General features: G+C 62.8%; 14 protein-coding genes, 2 tRNA genes and 1 pseudogene. 3 read left to right on the forward strand and 14 right to left on the reverse strand.

Annotation, left to right across the window (positions count from 1 at the left end):
• Nucleotides 1-33: 33 nt before the first annotated feature.
• The 4 genes from CIK75_RS06865 to CIK75_RS06880 form a co-directional block, all read right to left on the reverse strand.
• Nucleotides 34-744, reverse strand: coding sequence for a phosphoadenylyl-sulfate reductase (locus CIK75_RS06865; protein WP_096223429.1), 711 nt, complete (start codon nucleotides 742-744; stop codon nucleotides 34-36).
• Nucleotides 741-2,459: a nitrite/sulfite reductase gene (locus CIK75_RS06870; protein ID WP_096223430.1), complete on the reverse strand. Its 1,719-nt coding sequence runs from the start codon at nucleotides 2,457-2,459 to the stop codon at nucleotides 741-743. The genes CIK75_RS06865 and CIK75_RS06870 overlap by 4 nt, the downstream gene beginning before the upstream one ends.
• Before the next feature lie 76 nt (nucleotides 2,460-2,535).
• Nucleotides 2,536-3,270 (reverse strand): CbiX/SirB N-terminal domain-containing protein, encoded by a 735-nt coding sequence (locus tag CIK75_RS06875; RefSeq protein WP_241895350.1) that lies wholly within the window; start codon nucleotides 3,268-3,270, stop codon nucleotides 2,536-2,538.
• Nucleotides 3,267-4,034, reverse strand: a complete 768-nt coding sequence (locus CIK75_RS06880) for an SDR family oxidoreductase (protein WP_096223431.1) — start codon at nucleotides 4,032-4,034, stop codon at nucleotides 3,267-3,269. The genes CIK75_RS06875 and CIK75_RS06880 overlap by 4 nt, the downstream gene beginning before the upstream one ends.
• A gap of 234 nt (nucleotides 4,035-4,268) precedes the next feature.
• Here CIK75_RS06880 and CIK75_RS16505 point away from each other — a divergent pair.
• Nucleotides 4,269-5,255 (forward strand): annotated as a pseudogene (locus CIK75_RS16505) (carboxylesterase family protein); the annotation flags it as partial.
• A gap of 624 nt (nucleotides 5,256-5,879) precedes the next feature.
• On the opposite strand, the gene CIK75_RS06890 reads toward CIK75_RS16505, so the two are convergent.
• The gene (locus CIK75_RS06890; RefSeq protein WP_343251893.1) at nucleotides 5,880-6,338 is read right to left on the reverse strand and encodes a DUF488 family protein; all 459 of its coding nucleotides are present in this window, start codon (nucleotides 6,336-6,338) and stop codon (nucleotides 5,880-5,882) included.
• Nucleotides 6,339-6,352: 14 nt separating this feature from the next.
• On the opposite strand from CIK75_RS06890, the gene valS reads away from it, so the two are divergent.
• Entirely contained in the window at nucleotides 6,353-8,983 is a 2,631-nt protein-coding gene (valS, locus tag CIK75_RS06895) for a valine--tRNA ligase (protein ID WP_096223432.1), read from the forward strand.
• An 83-nt stretch (nucleotides 8,984-9,066) separates the two neighbouring features.
• Here the strand turns inward: valS and CIK75_RS06900 are convergent, their stop codons facing one another.
• The 7 genes from CIK75_RS06900 to CIK75_RS06930 form a co-directional block, all read right to left on the reverse strand.
• Complete coding sequence (locus CIK75_RS06900) at nucleotides 9,067-9,711, reverse strand: DsbA family protein (RefSeq protein ID WP_096223433.1); 645 nt, start codon at nucleotides 9,709-9,711, stop codon at nucleotides 9,067-9,069.
• A 78-nt stretch (nucleotides 9,712-9,789) separates the two neighbouring features.
• Nucleotides 9,790-11,082, reverse strand: coding sequence for an ATP-dependent Clp protease ATP-binding subunit ClpX (gene clpX / locus CIK75_RS06905; protein ID WP_086998211.1), 1,293 nt, complete (start codon nucleotides 11,080-11,082; stop codon nucleotides 9,790-9,792).
• Between the two features lie 158 nt (nucleotides 11,083-11,240).
• Complete coding sequence (locus CIK75_RS06910) at nucleotides 11,241-11,903, reverse strand: ATP-dependent Clp protease proteolytic subunit (RefSeq protein WP_086998208.1); 663 nt, start codon at nucleotides 11,901-11,903, stop codon at nucleotides 11,241-11,243.
• A gap of 44 nt (nucleotides 11,904-11,947) precedes the next feature.
• Nucleotides 11,948-12,541: an ATP-dependent Clp protease proteolytic subunit gene (locus CIK75_RS06915; RefSeq protein WP_086998274.1), complete on the reverse strand. Its 594-nt coding sequence runs from the start codon at nucleotides 12,539-12,541 to the stop codon at nucleotides 11,948-11,950.
• A gap of 288 nt (nucleotides 12,542-12,829) precedes the next feature.
• Nucleotides 12,830-14,203: a trigger factor gene (gene tig / locus CIK75_RS06920; RefSeq protein WP_096223434.1), complete on the reverse strand. Its 1,374-nt coding sequence runs from the start codon at nucleotides 14,201-14,203 to the stop codon at nucleotides 12,830-12,832.
• A gap of 85 nt (nucleotides 14,204-14,288) precedes the next feature.
• Nucleotides 14,289-14,362, reverse strand: a tRNA-Pro gene (locus CIK75_RS06925).
• An 88-nt stretch (nucleotides 14,363-14,450) separates the two neighbouring features.
• Nucleotides 14,451-14,900 carry a hypothetical protein gene (locus tag CIK75_RS06930; RefSeq protein ID WP_096223435.1) on the reverse strand — a complete coding sequence of 150 codons (450 nt, stop codon included), beginning with the start codon at nucleotides 14,898-14,900 and terminating at the stop codon, nucleotides 14,451-14,453.
• Between the two features lie 155 nt (nucleotides 14,901-15,055).
• On the opposite strand from CIK75_RS06930, the gene CIK75_RS06935 reads away from it, so the two are divergent.
• Nucleotides 15,056-15,129 (forward strand) — tRNA-Gly (locus CIK75_RS06935).
• Between the two features lie 78 nt (nucleotides 15,130-15,207).
• Here the strand turns inward: CIK75_RS06935 and CIK75_RS16230 are convergent.
• Together CIK75_RS16230 and CIK75_RS06940 are read right to left on the reverse strand one after the other, a co-directional pair.
• Entirely contained in the window at nucleotides 15,208-15,381 is a 174-nt protein-coding gene (locus CIK75_RS16230; protein ID WP_158225912.1) for a hypothetical protein, read from the reverse strand.
• Between the two features lie 62 nt (nucleotides 15,382-15,443).
• Nucleotides 15,444-16,691 (reverse strand): hypothetical protein, encoded by a 1,248-nt coding sequence (locus CIK75_RS06940; RefSeq protein WP_096223436.1) that lies wholly within the window; start codon nucleotides 16,689-16,691, stop codon nucleotides 15,444-15,446.
• Nucleotides 16,692-16,706: the final 15 nt, after the last annotated feature.

Raw genomic sequence — 16,706 nt, forward strand, 5'->3', positions numbered from 1 at the left:
GATTCGTGGGGGTGGGCATGGCACGGTCCGGGGTCAGACATGGATGCCGCATTCTGTTTTGGGTTGTCCCGACCAGCGACCCGCCCGGGGGTCCTCCCCGGGGGCTACCTGTCGGGTACAGGGCTGGCAACCGATCGAGGGATACCCCTGGTCAAGCAGCAGGTTCCGCGGGAGCTGGTTCCGGATGGAGTAGTCGTTCAGTTCCTCGAAGCTCCATCCGGCCAGCGGGTTGACCTTCACCAGTGAGTGGGCTTCATCGAAATCGATCAACGGGGTGTTGGTGCGGGTGGGAGCCTCCTCCCGGCGGACACCGGTGAACCAGAGCCGGTACCCGGCCAGGGCTCGGTTCAGCGGGTCGACCTTGCGCAGGGCGCAGCATCGTGCCGGGTTGGTGGCGAAAAGGTCCTTGCCCTCGGCGGCATCCTGGCTGGCCACATCCTGTTCGGGCCGGACGTCGACGAGGTTCACGTCGAGCATGCGGGCGACGTCGTCCCGGGTCGCCAGCGTTTCGGCGAAGTGGTAGCCGGTGTCCAGGAACAGGACGTCGATCCCGGGGAGGGTTCCGGAGACCAGATGCGGCAGCACCGCATCGGCCATGGAGCAGGCGACGGCGGCTTCAGGGGTGGAGAAGTGTCGGGCTACCCAGTCAAGGACGTCCTGGCTCGGAGCGTCGAACCCGAGTTCGGCGGCACCGCTGGCGGCCAGTGCACGTAACTGGTCCAGATTGGTGGACGGCCCGCTCACAGCAGGCTCCCGTCGTCGGCGCGATGCGCCCACTCGGCAAAGGTCTCGCCCTCGGTGGATTCGTCGGCAAAGGTGCGCACGAGCCGCTCCACATAATCGGGGAGATCGTCGGCAGCGACCTTGAGCCCGCGAACGGTTCGGCCCAGGCCGGCTTCCTCACGGGTTTCATCGGCCAGGCCGCCGCCCAGGTGGACTTGGAAACCAGCTTTTTGGCCTCCCTCCCCGTCGGGTAGGAGTTGTCCCTTCAACCCGATATCCGCTGTTTGGACGCGGGCGCAGGAGTTCGGGCAACCGTTGACGTGGAGGCTGAGTTTGCGCGGCATCTTCCGTTCAAGATCCGCCAGCCGGTCCTCGAGGCTGTCCACGGCTGCGGCCGCAGTATCCTTGGTGTCCACGATCGCCAGCTTGCAGTATTCGATGCCGGTGCAGGCGATCGCCGATCGGCGCACCACGGAGGGGCGGGTTTCGAGGCCGAGCTCGCGCAAACCGGTGATCACCGCTTCAACGTCGTTCTCCTGGATGTCCAGGACGACGATCTTCTGGTGGGGTGTGGTGCGCACACGGCCCGAACCGTGCCGTTCGAGCAGCTCGGCCAAGGCGGTCAGCCGGGTTCCGGAGAGCCGGCCCATGCTGGTGGTGGCGCCCAGGTAGAAGAGACCGTCTTTTTGCTGGTGCACCCCGCTGTGGTCGCCGGGAACGGTGGTGGGTTCGGGGGCCGGACCGTCGGGCAGCGGGTGCCCGAGGTATTCGCGTTCGAGCACCTCACGGAACTTCTCCGGCCCCCAATCGGCCATCAGATATTTCAGTCGCGCCTTATTGCGGAGCCGGCGGTAGCCGTAGTCACGGAAAATTCCGACCACGCCTTCCCAGACCGGGGCTGCCTGCTCCGGTGCGACGAAGGCACCCAGCCGTTCGGCCAGCCGCCCGTTGGTGGACAGCCCTCCGCCGACCCACAGGTCGTAGCCGGCACCGAGTTCGGGGTGGCGGACCCCGACCAGGGAGATGTCGTTGATCTCGTGGACGACGTCCAGGGAGGGGTGCCCGGTGATCGCGGTTTTGAATTTTCGCGGAAGATTCGAATACAGCGGGTTGCCGATGTACCGTTCGGCGATCTCCTCGATGGCCGGGGTGGGGTCCAGGATCTCGTCGGCGGCGATCCCCGCCACCGGTGACCCGAGAATGACGCGGGGGACGTCGCCGCAGGCTTCAGTGGTGTTCAGGCCGACGGATTCCAGTCGCCTCCAGATTTCGGGGACGTCACACACATCAACCCAGTGCAGTTGGATGTTCTGCCGGTCGGTGACATCTGCGGTGTCACGGGCGAAGTCGGTGGAGATGGAACCGATGACGCGCAGTTGTTCGGTGCTCAGGGCGCCGCCGTCGATGCGCACCCGCATCATGAAGTAGCGGTCCTCGAGTTCGTGCGGTTCCAGGGTCGCAGTCTTCCCGCCGTCGATCCCCGGTTTGCGTTGGGTGTAGAGGCCCCACCAGCGGAAGCGTCCGTGCAGGTCCTCGGGGTCGATCGAGTCGAAGCCGTGACGAGCGTAGATCGTCTCGATGCGTTCGCGGACATTGAGCCCGTCGTCGTGCTGTTTCCATTCCTCATTGGAGTTCAACGGGGTGGTCCCGTCCACTTTCCATTGGCCGTGGGGCTTGGCTGGCGGACGGGACCGGGGCGGGCCGGAAGCTGGCTGGGTATCGGTTGCCTGAGTCATGGCTGTGAGCCTAGGGCCCGGTTTTCACCGCTGTCGCGCCCGCAGGTCATCAGCCGACACGTTGCTTTTTTTGACCTCAGTCAGCCGCGAAAACAGCCTCCGACAGGGCAGTTTGGAGTCTTGCGACGACACATTCGGCAACCGTGACGTCGGGGAGCAACGGTGCAGTCACATAATTTGCTCCGACGGCTTCGAGGCGTTCCTGGAAGAAACCGGGCGCCAAGAGGTAAGAAACGACACCGACCCGCGTTCCGGGTCTTTGCTGGGCCAACCGGTCCACCGCCTCCCCGACCCGCGGTGCGGCAGCCGAACAAAATGCTGCCTGAACGGGGGTTTGCAGAAGACCGGCGAGGGTTGCTGCACTGTCCTTGGCCTGCTCTTGGCCCGACTCCACGCGGGTCCCTGCCGAGGCCAGCACCACGGCGTCCTGCATTGTCCAGCCCGCTGCTGCCAGCCGGCGGGCCATCAGCTGGGCCAGCCGGGGGTCGGCTCCGATGGGCTCGGCAGCGATGGTGTTCCGCCGCGAGGCCACGGCTTCGGCAACATCGACACTGGTGTGGATTCCCAGCGAGAGCAGCAGCGGCAGCACCACTGCCGGTTCCCCGGCCGGGAGGCGTTCCACAACAGAGGCCAGGCCCGGGTCTTGGACGTCGACGTAGGCCTCGTGGATCTGAACCTGCCAGCCGTTGGTTGTTTGCTGGTCCGTGAGGAGTTCGGCGACCTGGTCGCGCAGCTGGTCGATCAGCTGCCGCCCGCGGGGATGATCCGTGCCGTGGGCGCAGGCAATCACATGCAGTGGGCCGCGTATCACGTGGTGCGGATTAATTTGTGATTGGCCGCCTGCGCGACGGGCCGCACGACGATCTGATCAAGGTTGATGTGATGCGGGAGGGTGACGGAATAGGCCACCACGTCGGCGACGTCGTGGCCGGTCAGGGGTTGGGCCACCCCCGCGTAGACCTGATCGGCAGCGTCCTGGTCCCCTCCGAGCCGGTTCAGCGCGAATTCTTCGGTGTGGACCAGGCCGGGGACGACCTCGATCACGCGAATGTTGTTTTCGGCTTCTTCGAGCCGGAGCGCCTGGGTGAGGCCCTGTTGGGCAAATTTTGCGGCGTTATATCCGCCGCCTCCTTCATATCCGCCCAGGGCTGCGGTGGAGGTGAGGTTCAGGATCGTTCCTTCGCCGTGGGCCCGCAGCATGGGCAGAAAGGCGCGGATCATGTTCATGGTCCCCAACACGTTCACCCGGTACATCCAGTCCCAGTCGGCAGTTTGTGCCGCACCGATCCTCTCGACACCGCGGGCCCCACCGGCAATATTGATCAGGGTGTCGATCCCGCCGGCATCGGTCACTACCGCCAGGAGTCGGGCGACGTCCTCTTCGCTGCTGATATCCGCTGCCACCGGGGTGACTCCCGTTTCCCCGGCCAGTGCCTCGAGCCGGTCCGCCCGGCGAGCCACGGCGAAGACCTTCCAGCCCTCGGCGGCCAGCCGACGGGCCGTGGCCTCACCGATTCCGGTACTGGCACCGGTCACCACTGCACTTTTCCTGGACTGCTGGGTTGTTGACGTCATGGCACCAGCCTAGCGAGGCCACGGGAGCGAATCATGCTCCGGGCAACTGTGGACCTGCACCACCACCGGTGGAAGTCTGTCAAGACAGGTCTTCATCCCCCGCGGAACACCGGTGCCTGCGGGCACCGGTTCCCCACCCGAAAGCTGTTGAACGCGATGCGCCAGCCGAAAGTGACATCAGGGCACGACGGCGATCACTGGTTCCCTGCCCCGGGCACCCCGGGCGCTACGGGGATGCCGGATGTTCGGGTCACCGGTGGCGTGGTCCGCGGGGTGCGGGAAGGCAACGTGTTCACCTGGCGTGGCATCCCCTATGCCGCACCGCCGGTGGGGCCCCTCAGGTTCAGGGCCCCAGCACCACCGGTCGGCTGGTCGGGAATCAGGGACGGGACACACTTCGGGCCGATGGCCCCCCAACCGACCCGAACCCACCGGTCTGCCCTGGGGTCCGCCGAAGCAACCAATGAGGACTGTTTGAGCATCAACGTCCAGGTACCGGTCCCGGCGTTGGCGGATGCCGATTCCCTCCCCGTCATGGTTTTCATTCACGGGGGCGGCTATTTTCAAGGATCCTCGCGGGACTTTTCGGGGCAGGGGGAAGGTTTCGCTGGCACGGGGCGGGCCATCTATGTGAACTTCAATTACCGTTTGGGGCCGTTGGGTTATCTGGATTTCAGCCGCTACTCCACCCCCGAACGTCCCATCGACAGCAATCTCGGTCTCCGCGATCAGGTGGCCGCACTGGAATGGGTTCAGGAGAACATCGCCGCTTTTGGCGGCGACCCGGACCGGGTGACGGTGTTTGGGGAGTCGGCCGGCGGGAATGCGGTGACCACGCTACTGGCCACCCCGAGCGCCCACGGATTATTCCTCCGGGCCATCGCCCAAAGCGCCCCTGCTGATGCCGTCTACCCTCCGGCGCTCGCGGCACTGTGGGCGGCCGAGTTCCTGCAGATCCTCAGTGACCAGCATGATGGCCAGGGCCGGCCCGGTCCCGAGGCCGCCCCGGTACCGGATCTTCTACTCAACAGTTCTGTCACCGATTTGTTGACCGCGGCCAAGATCTTGCAAACCCGCATTCCGGACGCCTACCCCGGAGGTTTCTGTTTCGCACCGGTCATCGACGGAACCTATGTGCCCGAGCACCCGATCGAAGCGGTCCGTGCCGGCCGTGCGGCGCGTGTACCGCTGATCATCGGCACCAACGAACGTGAAGGTTCGGTCTTCCACGGCAGATGGGATATTTTGCCCAGTTCCCCCTCCCGTATCACTGGCGTTTTCGCCCGTTCGCCCCGGCAGGCGCGGCACGTGATGCGGGCGGCGTATCCGGGTCTACCGAATCCCACATCGGCAACGGAGTTCAGCGGGGACTACGGGTTCTGGTACCCGAGCATCCGGTTCGCCGAACTGCACTGCCGTTTCGCGCCCGTCCATGTGTATCGCTTCGACTTCGCGCCACGGCTGCTCAAGATGGTCGGTCTGGATGCCGCCCATGGGGTGGAAATGTTTGCTCTCTTCGACAGAACCGACATCCCCATGGCACGGATGATCACCTCGCTCGGCGGCCGGGAAGCCTATGCCCGTGCCGGACAGCGGATGCGGGGACGGTGGCTGAGGTTCGCCGAATCCGGGACCACCTCATCGACGTGGCCGGCCTATGACGACCTCAACCGGTCAACCTTGATCATCGAAAATACCGACCATGTGGAGAATGATCCGCACCGTCGTCGTCGACTGGCGTGGGCCGAGTTCATGGCCCGCCCCGATGAACCGTGGTCAGCCACTCGGGTACCTGAAGACACGGCACGTCCAGATCGCTGCGCTGACCCACCAACGGGGTGGGTCTCAGAGGTTCTCGTCCAGAAATTCGAGCAGGACCACGGCATTATTATGTTCTTCGTCTTTGGTGGCATAGACGAGTACGACGTCGTCCTGATCTTTGATCAGCTCCAGCAGTCTTTCGGCTTCCTCGGTCGCCGGCCCGTCCTCGAGTTCGGCGATGTATTGCTCACGGAATTCATCGAAGCGGTGCTCCCGGTGGTTGAACCAGGTCCGCAATTCCGGGGAGGGGGCGACGTCCTTGGCCCACTCATCGAGTTCGGCATCCTCTTTGGCGATGCCTCGGGGCCAGAGTCGGTCGACCAGGATCCGATAGCCGCCGTCTGGTGCGGAGTAGGCCCGCTGCATTCTGATCTTGCCCATACCCCGATGGTAGGCCGAATCCCTCCGCGACGCCCGCCCCGCAAAAAAGCCTGTGGACGAGACGGTGTCCAGCGCCGCGAATCGGGCCTGACCTGCCGACATGGAATACTGGGAGCATGGCTGAACAGAACTTGGGCACAGACACGCCCGCTACCGTAAGCGTCCCCGACAAACCAGCACTGGAGGGCCTCGAAGAACGGCTCGGACAGCGGTGGCGTGACGAGGGTACCTACGCTTTCAACCCCGACACGACCCGCGACGAGGTCTACTCGATCGACACTCCCCCGCCCACGGCATCGGGATCCCTGCACGTGGGACACATGTTCTCTTACACGCAGACCGACGTTTTGGCCCGCTACCAGCGGATGCGCGGCAAGAATGTCTTCTACCCCATGGGCTGGGACGACAACGGTCTGCCGACAGAACGCCGTGTGCAGAACTTCTACGGTGTGCGCTGCGATCCCAAGACCGCCTACGACCCGGCGTACCGCCCCCCGGAAAAGCCGGCGAAGAACCAGCGTGATTGGGACGTCGTCTCCCGTCGGACGTTCATTGAGCTCTGCGAGGAACTGGCCGTCGAGGACGAGAAGGTCTTCGAGCACCTTTTCAGCACCCTCGGCTTGTCAGTGGACTGGAACCTGACCTACCGCACCATTGATGACATTTCTCGCGCCGTCTCCCAACGGGCCTTCATCCGGAACCTGACCGACGGCGACGCCTACATGGCCGAGGCACCAACCCTGTGGGATGTCACCTTCCGGACAGCGGTTGCCCAGGCCGAGCTCGAGGACCGCGAAGTTGACGGCGCCTACTACCGGTTCCCGTTCTTCGCCGAAGACGGCACCGAGATTCACATCGAGACGACCCGTCCCGAATTGCTGGCCGCCTGCGCCGGCCTCGTCGCCAACCCCGACGATGAGCGGTACCAGCCCCTCTTTGGGAAGACAGTCACCTCCCCACTGTTCGGTGTTGAGGTCCAGGTGTATCCCCACCCCTTGGCCAAGGCGGATAAGGGCTCCGGCATCGCCATGGTCTGCACCTTCGGCGACCTGACCGATGTCACCTGGTGGCGGGAACTGCAGTTGCCCACCCGGGCCATCATCGGCCGGGACGGCCGGATCCAGGGGCAGGCCCCCGAGTGGATCACCTCCGAGGCAGGACGGGAGGCCTTCGCTTCGCTGGCCGGCAAAACGGTGTTCTCCGCCAAGGAGGCCGTCTCGACGATGCTCAGTGAGGCCCGACTGCTCGACGGCGAACCGCGCAAGATCACCCACCCGGTGAACTTCTTCGAAAAGGGCGATAAGCCCCTGGAGGTCGTCAGCTCCCGGCAGTGGTACATCCGCAACGGTGGCCGGGACGCCCAGCGCCGCGAACGCATGATCGCCCGCGGCCAGGAAATCGAGTTCCATCCGGAATTCATGCGCTCGCGCTACACGAATTGGGTCAATGGGCTCAACGGCGACTGGCTGGTCTCCCGTCAACGCTTCTTCGGTGTGCCCATCCCCGTCTGGTACCCGTTGGATGCCCAGGGCAACCCCGATTATGAGCACCCGGTGGTCCCCGACGACGCCCAGTTGCCGGTGGACCCGGTGGCCGAAACGGCCCCGGGGTATACGGCGGACCAGCGTGATGTTCCCGGTGGTTTCACCGGGGATGCCGATGTGCTCGATACGTGGGCGACGTCTTCGCTGACCCCGCAGATCGTGGGCCGCTGGAGCCGGGATGACGAGTTCTTCTCCAAGGTCTTCCCGTTCGACCTGCGCCCCCAGGCCCACGACATCATCCGCACCTGGCTCTTCTCCACCGCAGTGCGTGGCGATGCCCTGCACGATTGCGCCCCGTGGAAGCATGCGGCCATTTCCGGTTGGATCTTGGACCCGGACCGGAAGAAGATGTCCAAGTCCAAGGGCAATGTGGTGGTCCCCACCGACGTGCTGAACGACTTCGGCGCGGATGCCGTGCGTTATTGGGCAGCTTCGGCCAAGCTCGGGGCCGATACCGCCTACGAGGTAGCCCAGATGAAGATTGGCCGCCGCCTGGCGATCAAGATCCTCAATGCCTCGAAGTTCGTCCTGAATCTCGGTGCCACCGAGGCGAACGTCCTGGACGGCGATGCCCATCTGATCACCAATGGTCTGGACCGGTCCTTGCTGGCCCGGCTCTCGGAGGTCATCGAAGAGGCCGACCGTGCCTTCGGGATCTACGATTACGCCCGTGCCTTGGACATCGTGGAAACGTTCTTCTGGTCCTTCACCGACGATTACGTCGAACTCATCAAGGACCGGGCCTACGGTGCCCGTGGCGACGCCGAGCAGGCCTCGGTGCTGGCTGCCCTGGCAACCACCCTTGATGCCGTGCTGCGCCTTTTCGCACCGTTCCTGCCCTTCGCTACCGAAGAGGTGTGGGGCTGGTGGCGTTCGGGGTCGGTCCACCAGTCAGCCTGGCCGACCAATACGCACCTGACCGGTGCCGTTGAGGGGGCCGACACCGGTGTTCTGCCAACCGTTGGGGACGCCTTGGGCGGGATCCGCAAGTCCAAGTCCGAGGCCAAGGTCAAACAGCGCACCCAGGTCCTCTCCGGCGTCGTCCGGGGCCCTGAAGCCACCTTGGATCGGGTACGTGCCGGTCTCGGTGATCTGCTCGCCGCGGGTAACGCCGTGGAGTTGGATCTCCAGGTCGGCGGCGAGGAACTCGTCGTCTCCGATGTGGTGCTGGCCCCGGCTGAGGAGCCGACCGCACAAGGCTAGGCCCGTGGAGCAGTGACAGAAGTGGCCCCGGCAATGTCTGCCGGGGCCACTTCTGTTGGGCCCGGTACCGGGCCGAAAATTCGTTAGGAGGCGTCGACCTGCGCGAATTGCTGGCGTTCCTGTGTGAACTGCGGTGCCCCGGAGCGGGTGCGCTTGAGCTCGAAGAAGTACGGGAACGATGCCAGGGTGACGGAGGCATCGAAGAGCTGCCCCGCTTCCTCACCAGAGGGGATCTCGGTGATGACCGGCCCGAAGAACGCGGTGCCGTTCAACGCAACGACCGGGGTGCCGACCTCTTGGCCCACCAGGGAGATGCCCCGTTCGTGACTGGCCCGCAGGGCCGCATCGTGTTCGTCGTTCGCGCCGGCCTGGGCGAGTTCTGCCGGGAGGCCGACCCGTTCGAGGGCCCGGGTGATGACCTCGGAATATTCAGCAACACCGGCGTAATGGATCAATTCGCCCATGGCTGTGTAGAGTTCGCCGACGACGTCCTGACCGTGGGCTTGCTCTGCGGCGATGATGACCCGCACCGGGGCCCACGCACTGTCCAGACCCCGGGGGAATTCGCCCTCGACGTTCTTATCCTCATTCAGGACCGCCAGGCTCATCACCTGCCACTCGACTTTGATGTCACGGACCTTCTCCACCTCGAGGATCCACCGGGAAGTGGCCCAGGCGAAGGGGCAAAGCGGGTCAAACCAGAAATCTACAGCCGTGGTCTTGGACAAGGTGTTCCTCCTGAAGTCGAAGCATGTACTCGGTAGTGACGGTTGGGTCACCGCCCTCCGTTGAGTACAACGCCCCGATCAGGCTGACTTATTCCGCCGCTTCGTGGCCACTTCCGCCGAGATGAGCGTCGGTTCGCCGACCTGCTGCACTACTTCTGCGGTGATGACGACCTCGGCGATGTCATCGCGGCCGGGCAGATCGAACATAATCGAACCGAGGGTCTCTTCGAGGATCGCCCGCAGCCCGCGGGCGCCGGTTCCGCGTTCCAGCGCCAGGTCGGCGATGGCTTCGAGGGCATCAAGTTCGAAGGTCAGCTCAACCCCGTCGAGACGGAACATCTTCTGGTACTGCTTCACCAGGGCGTTCTTCGGCTCGGTCAGGATCTTGATCAGGGCCTCGCGGTCCAGGTTCTCCACGGTGGCGATCACCGGCAGGCGGCCGATGAATTCGGGGATGAGACCAAATTTGAGTAGGTCCTCGGGGCGGACATCCGAATATTTGGCGTCCTCGGAGTTCAGCGCGGTCAGTGGTGCACCGAAACCAATACCCTTCTGGCCGGCCCGGGAGCCGATGATCTCCTCGAGGCCGCCGAAGGCCCCCGCGACAATGAACAGGACGTTCGATGTGTCGATCTGGATGAATTCCTGGTGCGGATGTTTGCGGCCGCCCTGGGGCGGGACCGAGGCGACCGTACCTTCAAGGATCTTCAGCAGCGCCTGCTGCACCCCCTCACCGGAAACATCACGGGTGATGGAGGGGTTCTCTGACTTACGCGAAATCTTGTCGATCTCGTCGATGTAGATGATGCCCTGTTCGGCCTTCTTCACGTCGAAGTCCGCGGCCTGGAGGAGCTTGAGCAAGATGTTCTCGACATCCTCACCGACATAGCCGGCCTCGGTCAGTGCCGTGGCGTCGGCAGCGGCGAAAGGCACGTTCAACCTGCGGGCCAACGTCTGGGCGAGGTAGGTTTTGCCGCAACCGGTCGGACCGATGAGCAGGATATTGGACTTGGAGACCTCGACGTCGTCCAGTGCGTCCACATCGCTCAATTGGGCTGCAGCGGTGGAACCGGCCCCCGATTGGATGCGCTTATAGTGGTTGTACACGGCGACCGACAGGGAGCGTTTGGCGCCTTCCTGGCCGATGACGTATTCCTGCAGCGAGTCGAAGATCTCGCGGGGACGCGGCAGTTCGAAATCGGGGCCGGCCTCGATCTCGGCCAGCTCCTCCTCCATCAACTCATTGCACAGTTCAATGCATTCGGTGCAGATGTAGACGCCTGGACCGGCGATGAGCTTACGGACCTGCTTCTGACTTTTGCCGCAGAACGAACACTTGAGCAGGTCGGAGCTTTCACCCATACGAGCCATGGTGTTCTTCCCCTAACGTGATACAGAAACCTCGCGGCGGACGCCGCGCGGTGATGTCTACCTACAACTCTAGGTGAGTTGGCCGACAGAATAGGTGACCGGACGCCCCGTGGTGCGAAAAACCTACGGGACGTCCGGTCACTGAAGCCGTCGTCTTCCTATTTGCCGATGGCCTGCTGCTTGATCTTCCGAGGGCTGAGCACCTCGTCGATCAGGCCATACTCCTTGGCTTCCTGCGCGGTCATGAACAGATCGCGTTCGATATCGTTGCCGACCTGCTCGGGGGTCTTATGGCTCTGCTCGGAGAGCGTGGTCTCCAACCAGGTGCGCATCCGCATGACCTCTTCGGCCTGAATCTGCAGGTCGGTGGCCGTGCCACGTTCCCCGCCGCCCATGGCCGGCTGGTGGATCAGCACGCGGGCGTTGGGCAACGCCAGACGCTTACCCGGCGCACCGGCTGCCAGCAGGACCGCGGCGGCGCTGGCCGCCTGGCCCAGGCAGACGGTCTGGATCTCGGGGCGGATGAACATCATCGTGTCGTAGATCGCCGTCATGGCGGTGAAGGAGCCGCCGGGTGAGTTGATGTACAAGGTGATGTCGCGCTCGGGGTCCATGGATTCCAGGACGAGCAGCTGGGCCATCACGTCGTCGGCCGAAGCGTCGTCGACCTGCGTGCCGAGGAAGACGATGCGGTCCTCGAACAGCTTCGCGTAGGGGTCCTGGCGCTTGAAGCCGTAGGGGGTGCGCTCTTCGAAGGAAGGAAGGATGTAGCGGGCGGACGGCATGTCGCCAGCGGTGCCTTCGTTGCCGGTGTAATTCATGTTCTTCTCCTGGGGATCTGTGGGGATGCTCGTCGGCTGGATGGCTAGTTCTTGACTCCGCCGCCGCCGGAAACCGTAACGGAGCTCTGGGCGATGTGGTCGAAGAACCCGTATTCCAGGGCCTCGGGGGCCGTGAACCACTTATCGCGGTCGTTGTCCTTCAGGATCGTCTCCAGCGACTGCCCGGTCTGTTCGGCGGTGAGCTCGGACATGACCTTCTTCATATGCAGGATCAGTTCCGCCTGGATGCGGATATCGGAGGCGGTGCCGCCGATTCCGCCGGAGGGCTGGTGCATCAGGATCCGCGCGTTCGGGGTGGCGTAGCGCTTGCCCTTGGTGCCCGAGGAGAGCAGGAACTGCCCCATCGAGGCGGCCAGGCCGGTGGCAACGGTGACGACATCGTTGGGGATGTAGTTCATCGTGTCGAAGATCGCCATGCCGGCGGTAATGGACCCGCCCGGCGAGTTGATGTACAGGAAGATGTCCTTATCCGGGTCCTCGGCCGAGAGCAGCAGTAGTTGGGAGGAGATGGCGTTGGCCGACTCGTCGCTCACTTCCGAGCCGAGCCAGATGATGCGCTCCTTGAGGAGCCGGTTGTAGATGTAGTCCTCGCGACTGGCCGGATCGACCGAGGCCATCTTCGGGGTGTGGGATTCCGTCGTCATTTTCGAATACCTCTCCATGGGTGCCATGCGACGTGGCTCTTCCGGCCACGTACGGTAGCGCTTGCTTTCCTTGACACTACTGCAGTCACAACGCGCGCCGCGCCCGCGATCATTCGCTGTTCGCTGATGGCGCATACCCCTGTGACGGGCCCATCGCCTGTGGCTTAACTGCAGGTGCTTTCGGCTTAAAGTACGACGGCGGGACCGCCCTTTCGGGCAGTCCCGCCGAGGCCGCTCATCGGCGGCTCTACATCGCGGTGGCTACTTGGCGGACTCTGCTGAGTCGGCCGAAGCCGACGATGCCGAGGAGGCGGAAGAATCCGAGGACTCGTCTTCTTCTTCGCCGGCGGGCCGGACGAAGTCCGTCAGGTCGACGTCCTTGCCATCGGTATCGGTGACCTTGGCCAGTTCCAGGACCTTGGCCAGTGCCTTGCGGCGGCGGACCTCACCGATCATCATCGGCACCTGGCCGGCGCTGTCGAGCATCTGGGCGAACTGGTTCGGATCCATGCCGTACTGGCTGGAGCTCTGGACGATGTAGTCGATGAGCTCTGACTGCTCGACGCCTACCTCTTCCTTTTCGGCGATCTCGTCGAGGATGACCTCGTTCTGGAAGGCGCGCTCCGTGTTGGTCTTGACCTCGGCGCGGTGCTCCTCGGTGTCGTGCTCTTCACCGGGGTTCTCGCCGCCCTGGGCGAAGTGCTGCTCAACCTGTTCGTTGATCACCGACTCCGGAACCGGAACGGGCACCAGCTCGGTGAGCTTGTCCATGACCTTATCGCGGGCCTGTACTCCCTGATCGACGAGCTTGGACTCGGCGGCCTTCTGGGTCAGGTCCTCGCGCAGTTCGTCGATGGTGTCGAATTCGGAAGCCAGCTGGGCGAACTCGTCATCTGCGGTCGGGAGCTCGCGCTCCTTGACGGCCTTGATGACCACCTTGACCTGTGCGGTTTCCCCGGCGTGCTCGCCGCCGGCCAGCTTGGTCTCGAAGGTGGCATCCTCATCGGCGGACAGGCCGGTGACTGCTTCGTCGAGGCCATCGAGCATGGTGCCCGAGCCGACCTGGTAGGACAGATCGGTGGCTGCGTCGACCTCATTGCCCTCCACCGTTGCGGTGAGGTCCAAGGTGATGAAGTCCTGGTCGGCCGCTGGGCGGTCGACGTTCTTCAGGGTGCCGAAGCGTCCACGCAGTTCGTCCATGGCGGTCTCGACGTCGGCCTCGGTGGCTTCGACGGCGTCGACCTGGACCTCCAGGCCCGAGTACTCCGGCAGTTCGATCTTCGGGCGGATGTCCACCTGGACATCAAAGACCAGGTTGCCCTCGGTAGCCGTCGGCTCCGGGACCTCGGTGATCTCAACCTCGGGGCGGGACAGCGGGACGATCTCCGTCTCACGGACCGCTTCCTGGTAGAACTCGTTGAGCCCGTCGTTGATAGCCGTCTCCAGCACATAGCCGCGGCCGACACGCTGGTCGATCAGGCGGTTCGGGACCTTGCCCTTGCGGAAGCCGGGAACATTGATCTGCTCCGCGATGGACTTGTAGGCCGCGTCGATGTTCGGCTGCAATTCGGTGAGGGGAACCTCGACATTGAGCTTGACCCGGGTGGGCGTGAGGTTTTCGACGGCGCTCTTCACTACGTAGCTCTCCTGAATGATCTGGGCTATAAAGACACTGCACACTCGTCCCCGTTGTGGAGCTGACGGGACTGAAAGTTCAGAGTCGGGGTGACAGGAGTTGAACCTGCGACCTCACGCTCCCAAAGCGCGCGCTCTACCAAGCTGAGCTACACCCCGATTGGTGCAGAGGCTAGTTTACGCAGAATCCTCGCGGAACAACTAATTGCTGACAGGCACCACTTCCCGGCATGGCACGGGCCCGGCCCTAGAGGCCCTCGGCGATGTCCAGGACCGGCCGCCGAATGATCCATTCGTCGCTGGACAAACGGTCCATGTAGTAGAAGCCGCCGACGGCCGATGCACGATTCGGCGGGGCCTCCGGATGGTAGTTCAGCACCAGTCCTCGCCGTTGCACCCAATCCAGCCACGCGTGCAGGGCCTGGACCTCCTCGACCGGAACCTCCTGTCCCGCTCGCTGCCGCAGCAGGACCCGCACATGGGCCATGACGGAGCTGCGGTGGTGCTCGGTTTCGACGGCCCAGGGCAGGACGTCACGGTAGGAAGGCCGTCCCGCACGGGCCTTGCCACGATTCAGGGCCCGTTGGACGCCGGCTGCGGTGACCCCGTAGCGCTCGGCGATCTGCTCGTTCGTCAGTCCCAGCTCGCTGAGTCCTTGCAGGATCCGCAGATCCGGTACTTTCCTGGGTCCAGCCATCTTCCACCCCCCATGCCCCGCTGCCCGGGACTTCGTCACGACGTCGGATACCGACCTTCCGAGCATGCGCCGCACGAGGACGAGCGTCAATTTTGCAGTGCTCCGAACCCACTGCTAATGTTGTCCAAGCAACGGGCCGCAAGGCCCGTCTTTGCGGGGATGTAGCTTAATGGTAAAGCCTCAGTCTTCCAAACTGATGACGCGGGTTCGATTCCCGTCATCCCCTCCACATACGTTGGGCCGCCTTAGGGCGGCCCTTCGTCGTTAAGGGGTGCGGAACCGGCTGCTAATGTCCGGCTATGCGCATCTACGTTCCGGGAGCCAACCGCACCGGCAGGGCCGCCTGGCCCAATTGCACCGATGAAGAGAGACTGTACGTCTCCTTCCCCATGGAGTCCCCTGTGGAGGCCTGGGCCGCCACGTTGGCAACGCTGGTGATAGCGGAGCCTGCCACGGTAATTGCCCATTTGTGTTTGGTCATGAAAGGCCCCAGACAATCCAACTCTGTGGACTGTCTAGGTCTTTCGAACTGACTGGCGGCTACTACCCTTCGATCTGGAGCTTGCCCTTCCTTAGCTCGCCGCTATCTCTTCGATACTCAAAGATGATTTCAGCGCTACTAGCGTCCTCTAAATACGTGTCAGGGACAAGGAACGTTTCAGCCTCCCCCGCTTCCAGCCTTGTTTCATCATGGCTTTCCAACATTTCATCACGGTGTATCTCATCAGTCGGTCGTGCATAGATTCGCAAGGTCTCAATCAGGACGGTCGTTGAACCCGTGTTTTCAAGGCTCCACCGTTTCTGCTGCTCTGCTTGCGAAATTGAGAAACGGAAGTCTTTGGGTTTAGGTATCTCAATAGCACTCATGACTGCTTGGACAGCCCTTTTTGCTTCCCAGTTCGCGTCGGTAACCTTCAGTGGACGCATACTTTGCGAAAGTTCCTGCATCTGGCGCTTGGTTCGGTCGGATAGTGATTCGAAAGCCATCAGCGACCCCAGCCGGTTGGCATTTTTTAACGCTTGCTGCATGCTCTCACTAACTGGGAACCGGATTCCATTCGACCAACTAGCGATGGAGTTCTGAGCGGTGTATCGAGGGTTTTTTCTGGATAAAGAGAACGGGATTCCCGCAGTCTCTTCCTCTAACGCTTCCAGTTCGATATACGTCAGATTCGGTGCCGGTTTTACTACTTGAATCGTGTCGTCGGACTTTCCTTCGTCCGCTTCAACTTCAACCTCATCAGTTTCAATCCGTGTGGGGTTACCACCAGTATCCAGAAACAGCTTCAGTTGCTCCGCTTGATAAAGAATTGACCGAAAGCCGAGTTCAATGGCGTCAATGTCAGTGTCATAACTACCGGTCAAAAAATCCCGGCTCTGAATATCCGTCTGGTAATCACGAATCTTCTGACGGTCTGGAGCTTTGATTTTACTCATATCCTTCATGAATATGACAGAAGGATTTCGCCCTACGGTTGGGTTAGCAAAAACCTCGATCTCATGAACGGTTCCTGAATCATGTCCTGCAACAGGGTTGCCGAACTTCCGTCGAAATATGCCAAGCAAAATATCTGACTTATTGACCAGTTCGTCGTCCAAAACACCCTGTGGGAGTTTTCCACTGGCTGCGGGAGCGTGTTTTTCCCAGAGAATGGGTTGAAGTGCGAAGCCGTAGCCCTCAGAGTCACGGAAGTTAAATTCTAAGATTCTCCCGTAAATGCCTTTGCGAATAAGACTTGTATCGCCGGGTGAAGCGAGCATTGCCCGAAAAATCTGAACACTATAAGCCATCTGCCAATCCTACAG

This window comes from Glutamicibacter sp. BW78 (genome assembly GCF_002332245.1).
In the GTDB taxonomy this organism is placed as follows: domain Bacteria; phylum Actinomycetota; class Actinomycetes; order Actinomycetales; family Micrococcaceae; genus Arthrobacter_H; species Arthrobacter_H rhombi_A.

Bases quoted from the DNA above. Each gene is read 5' to 3' on its own strand.
- CIK75_RS06870 (WP_096223430.1), bottom strand. From the start codon at position 2,459: ATGACTCAGGCAACCGATACCCAGCCAGCTTCCGGCCCGCCCCGGTCC.
- CIK75_RS06880 (WP_096223431.1), bottom strand. From the start codon at position 4,034: ATGACGTCAACAACCCAGCAGTCCAGGAAAAGTGCAGTGGTGACCGGT.
- CIK75_RS06890 (WP_343251893.1), bottom strand. From the start codon at position 6,338: ATGTCGGCAGGTCAGGCCCGATTCGCGGCGCTGGACACCGTCTCGTCC.
- valS (WP_096223432.1), top strand. From the start codon at position 6,353: ATGGCTGAACAGAACTTGGGCACAGACACGCCCGCTACCGTAAGCGTC.
- clpX (WP_086998211.1), bottom strand. From the start codon at position 11,082: ATGGCTCGTATGGGTGAAAGCTCCGACCTGCTCAAGTGTTCGTTCTGC.
- CIK75_RS06910 (WP_086998208.1), bottom strand. From the start codon at position 11,903: ATGAATTACACCGGCAACGAAGGCACCGCTGGCGACATGCCGTCCGCC.
- CIK75_RS06915 (WP_086998274.1), bottom strand. From the start codon at position 12,541: ATGGCCTCGGTCGATCCGGCCAGTCGCGAGGACTACATCTACAACCGG.
- CIK75_RS06930 (WP_096223435.1), bottom strand. From the start codon at position 14,900: ATGGCTGGACCCAGGAAAGTACCGGATCTGCGGATCCTGCAAGGACTC.
- CIK75_RS16230 (WP_158225912.1), bottom strand. From the start codon at position 15,381: ATGACCAAACACAAATGGGCAATTACCGTGGCAGGCTCCGCTATCACC.
- CIK75_RS06940 (WP_096223436.1), bottom strand. From the start codon at position 16,691: ATGGCTTATAGTGTTCAGATTTTTCGGGCAATGCTCGCTTCACCCGGC.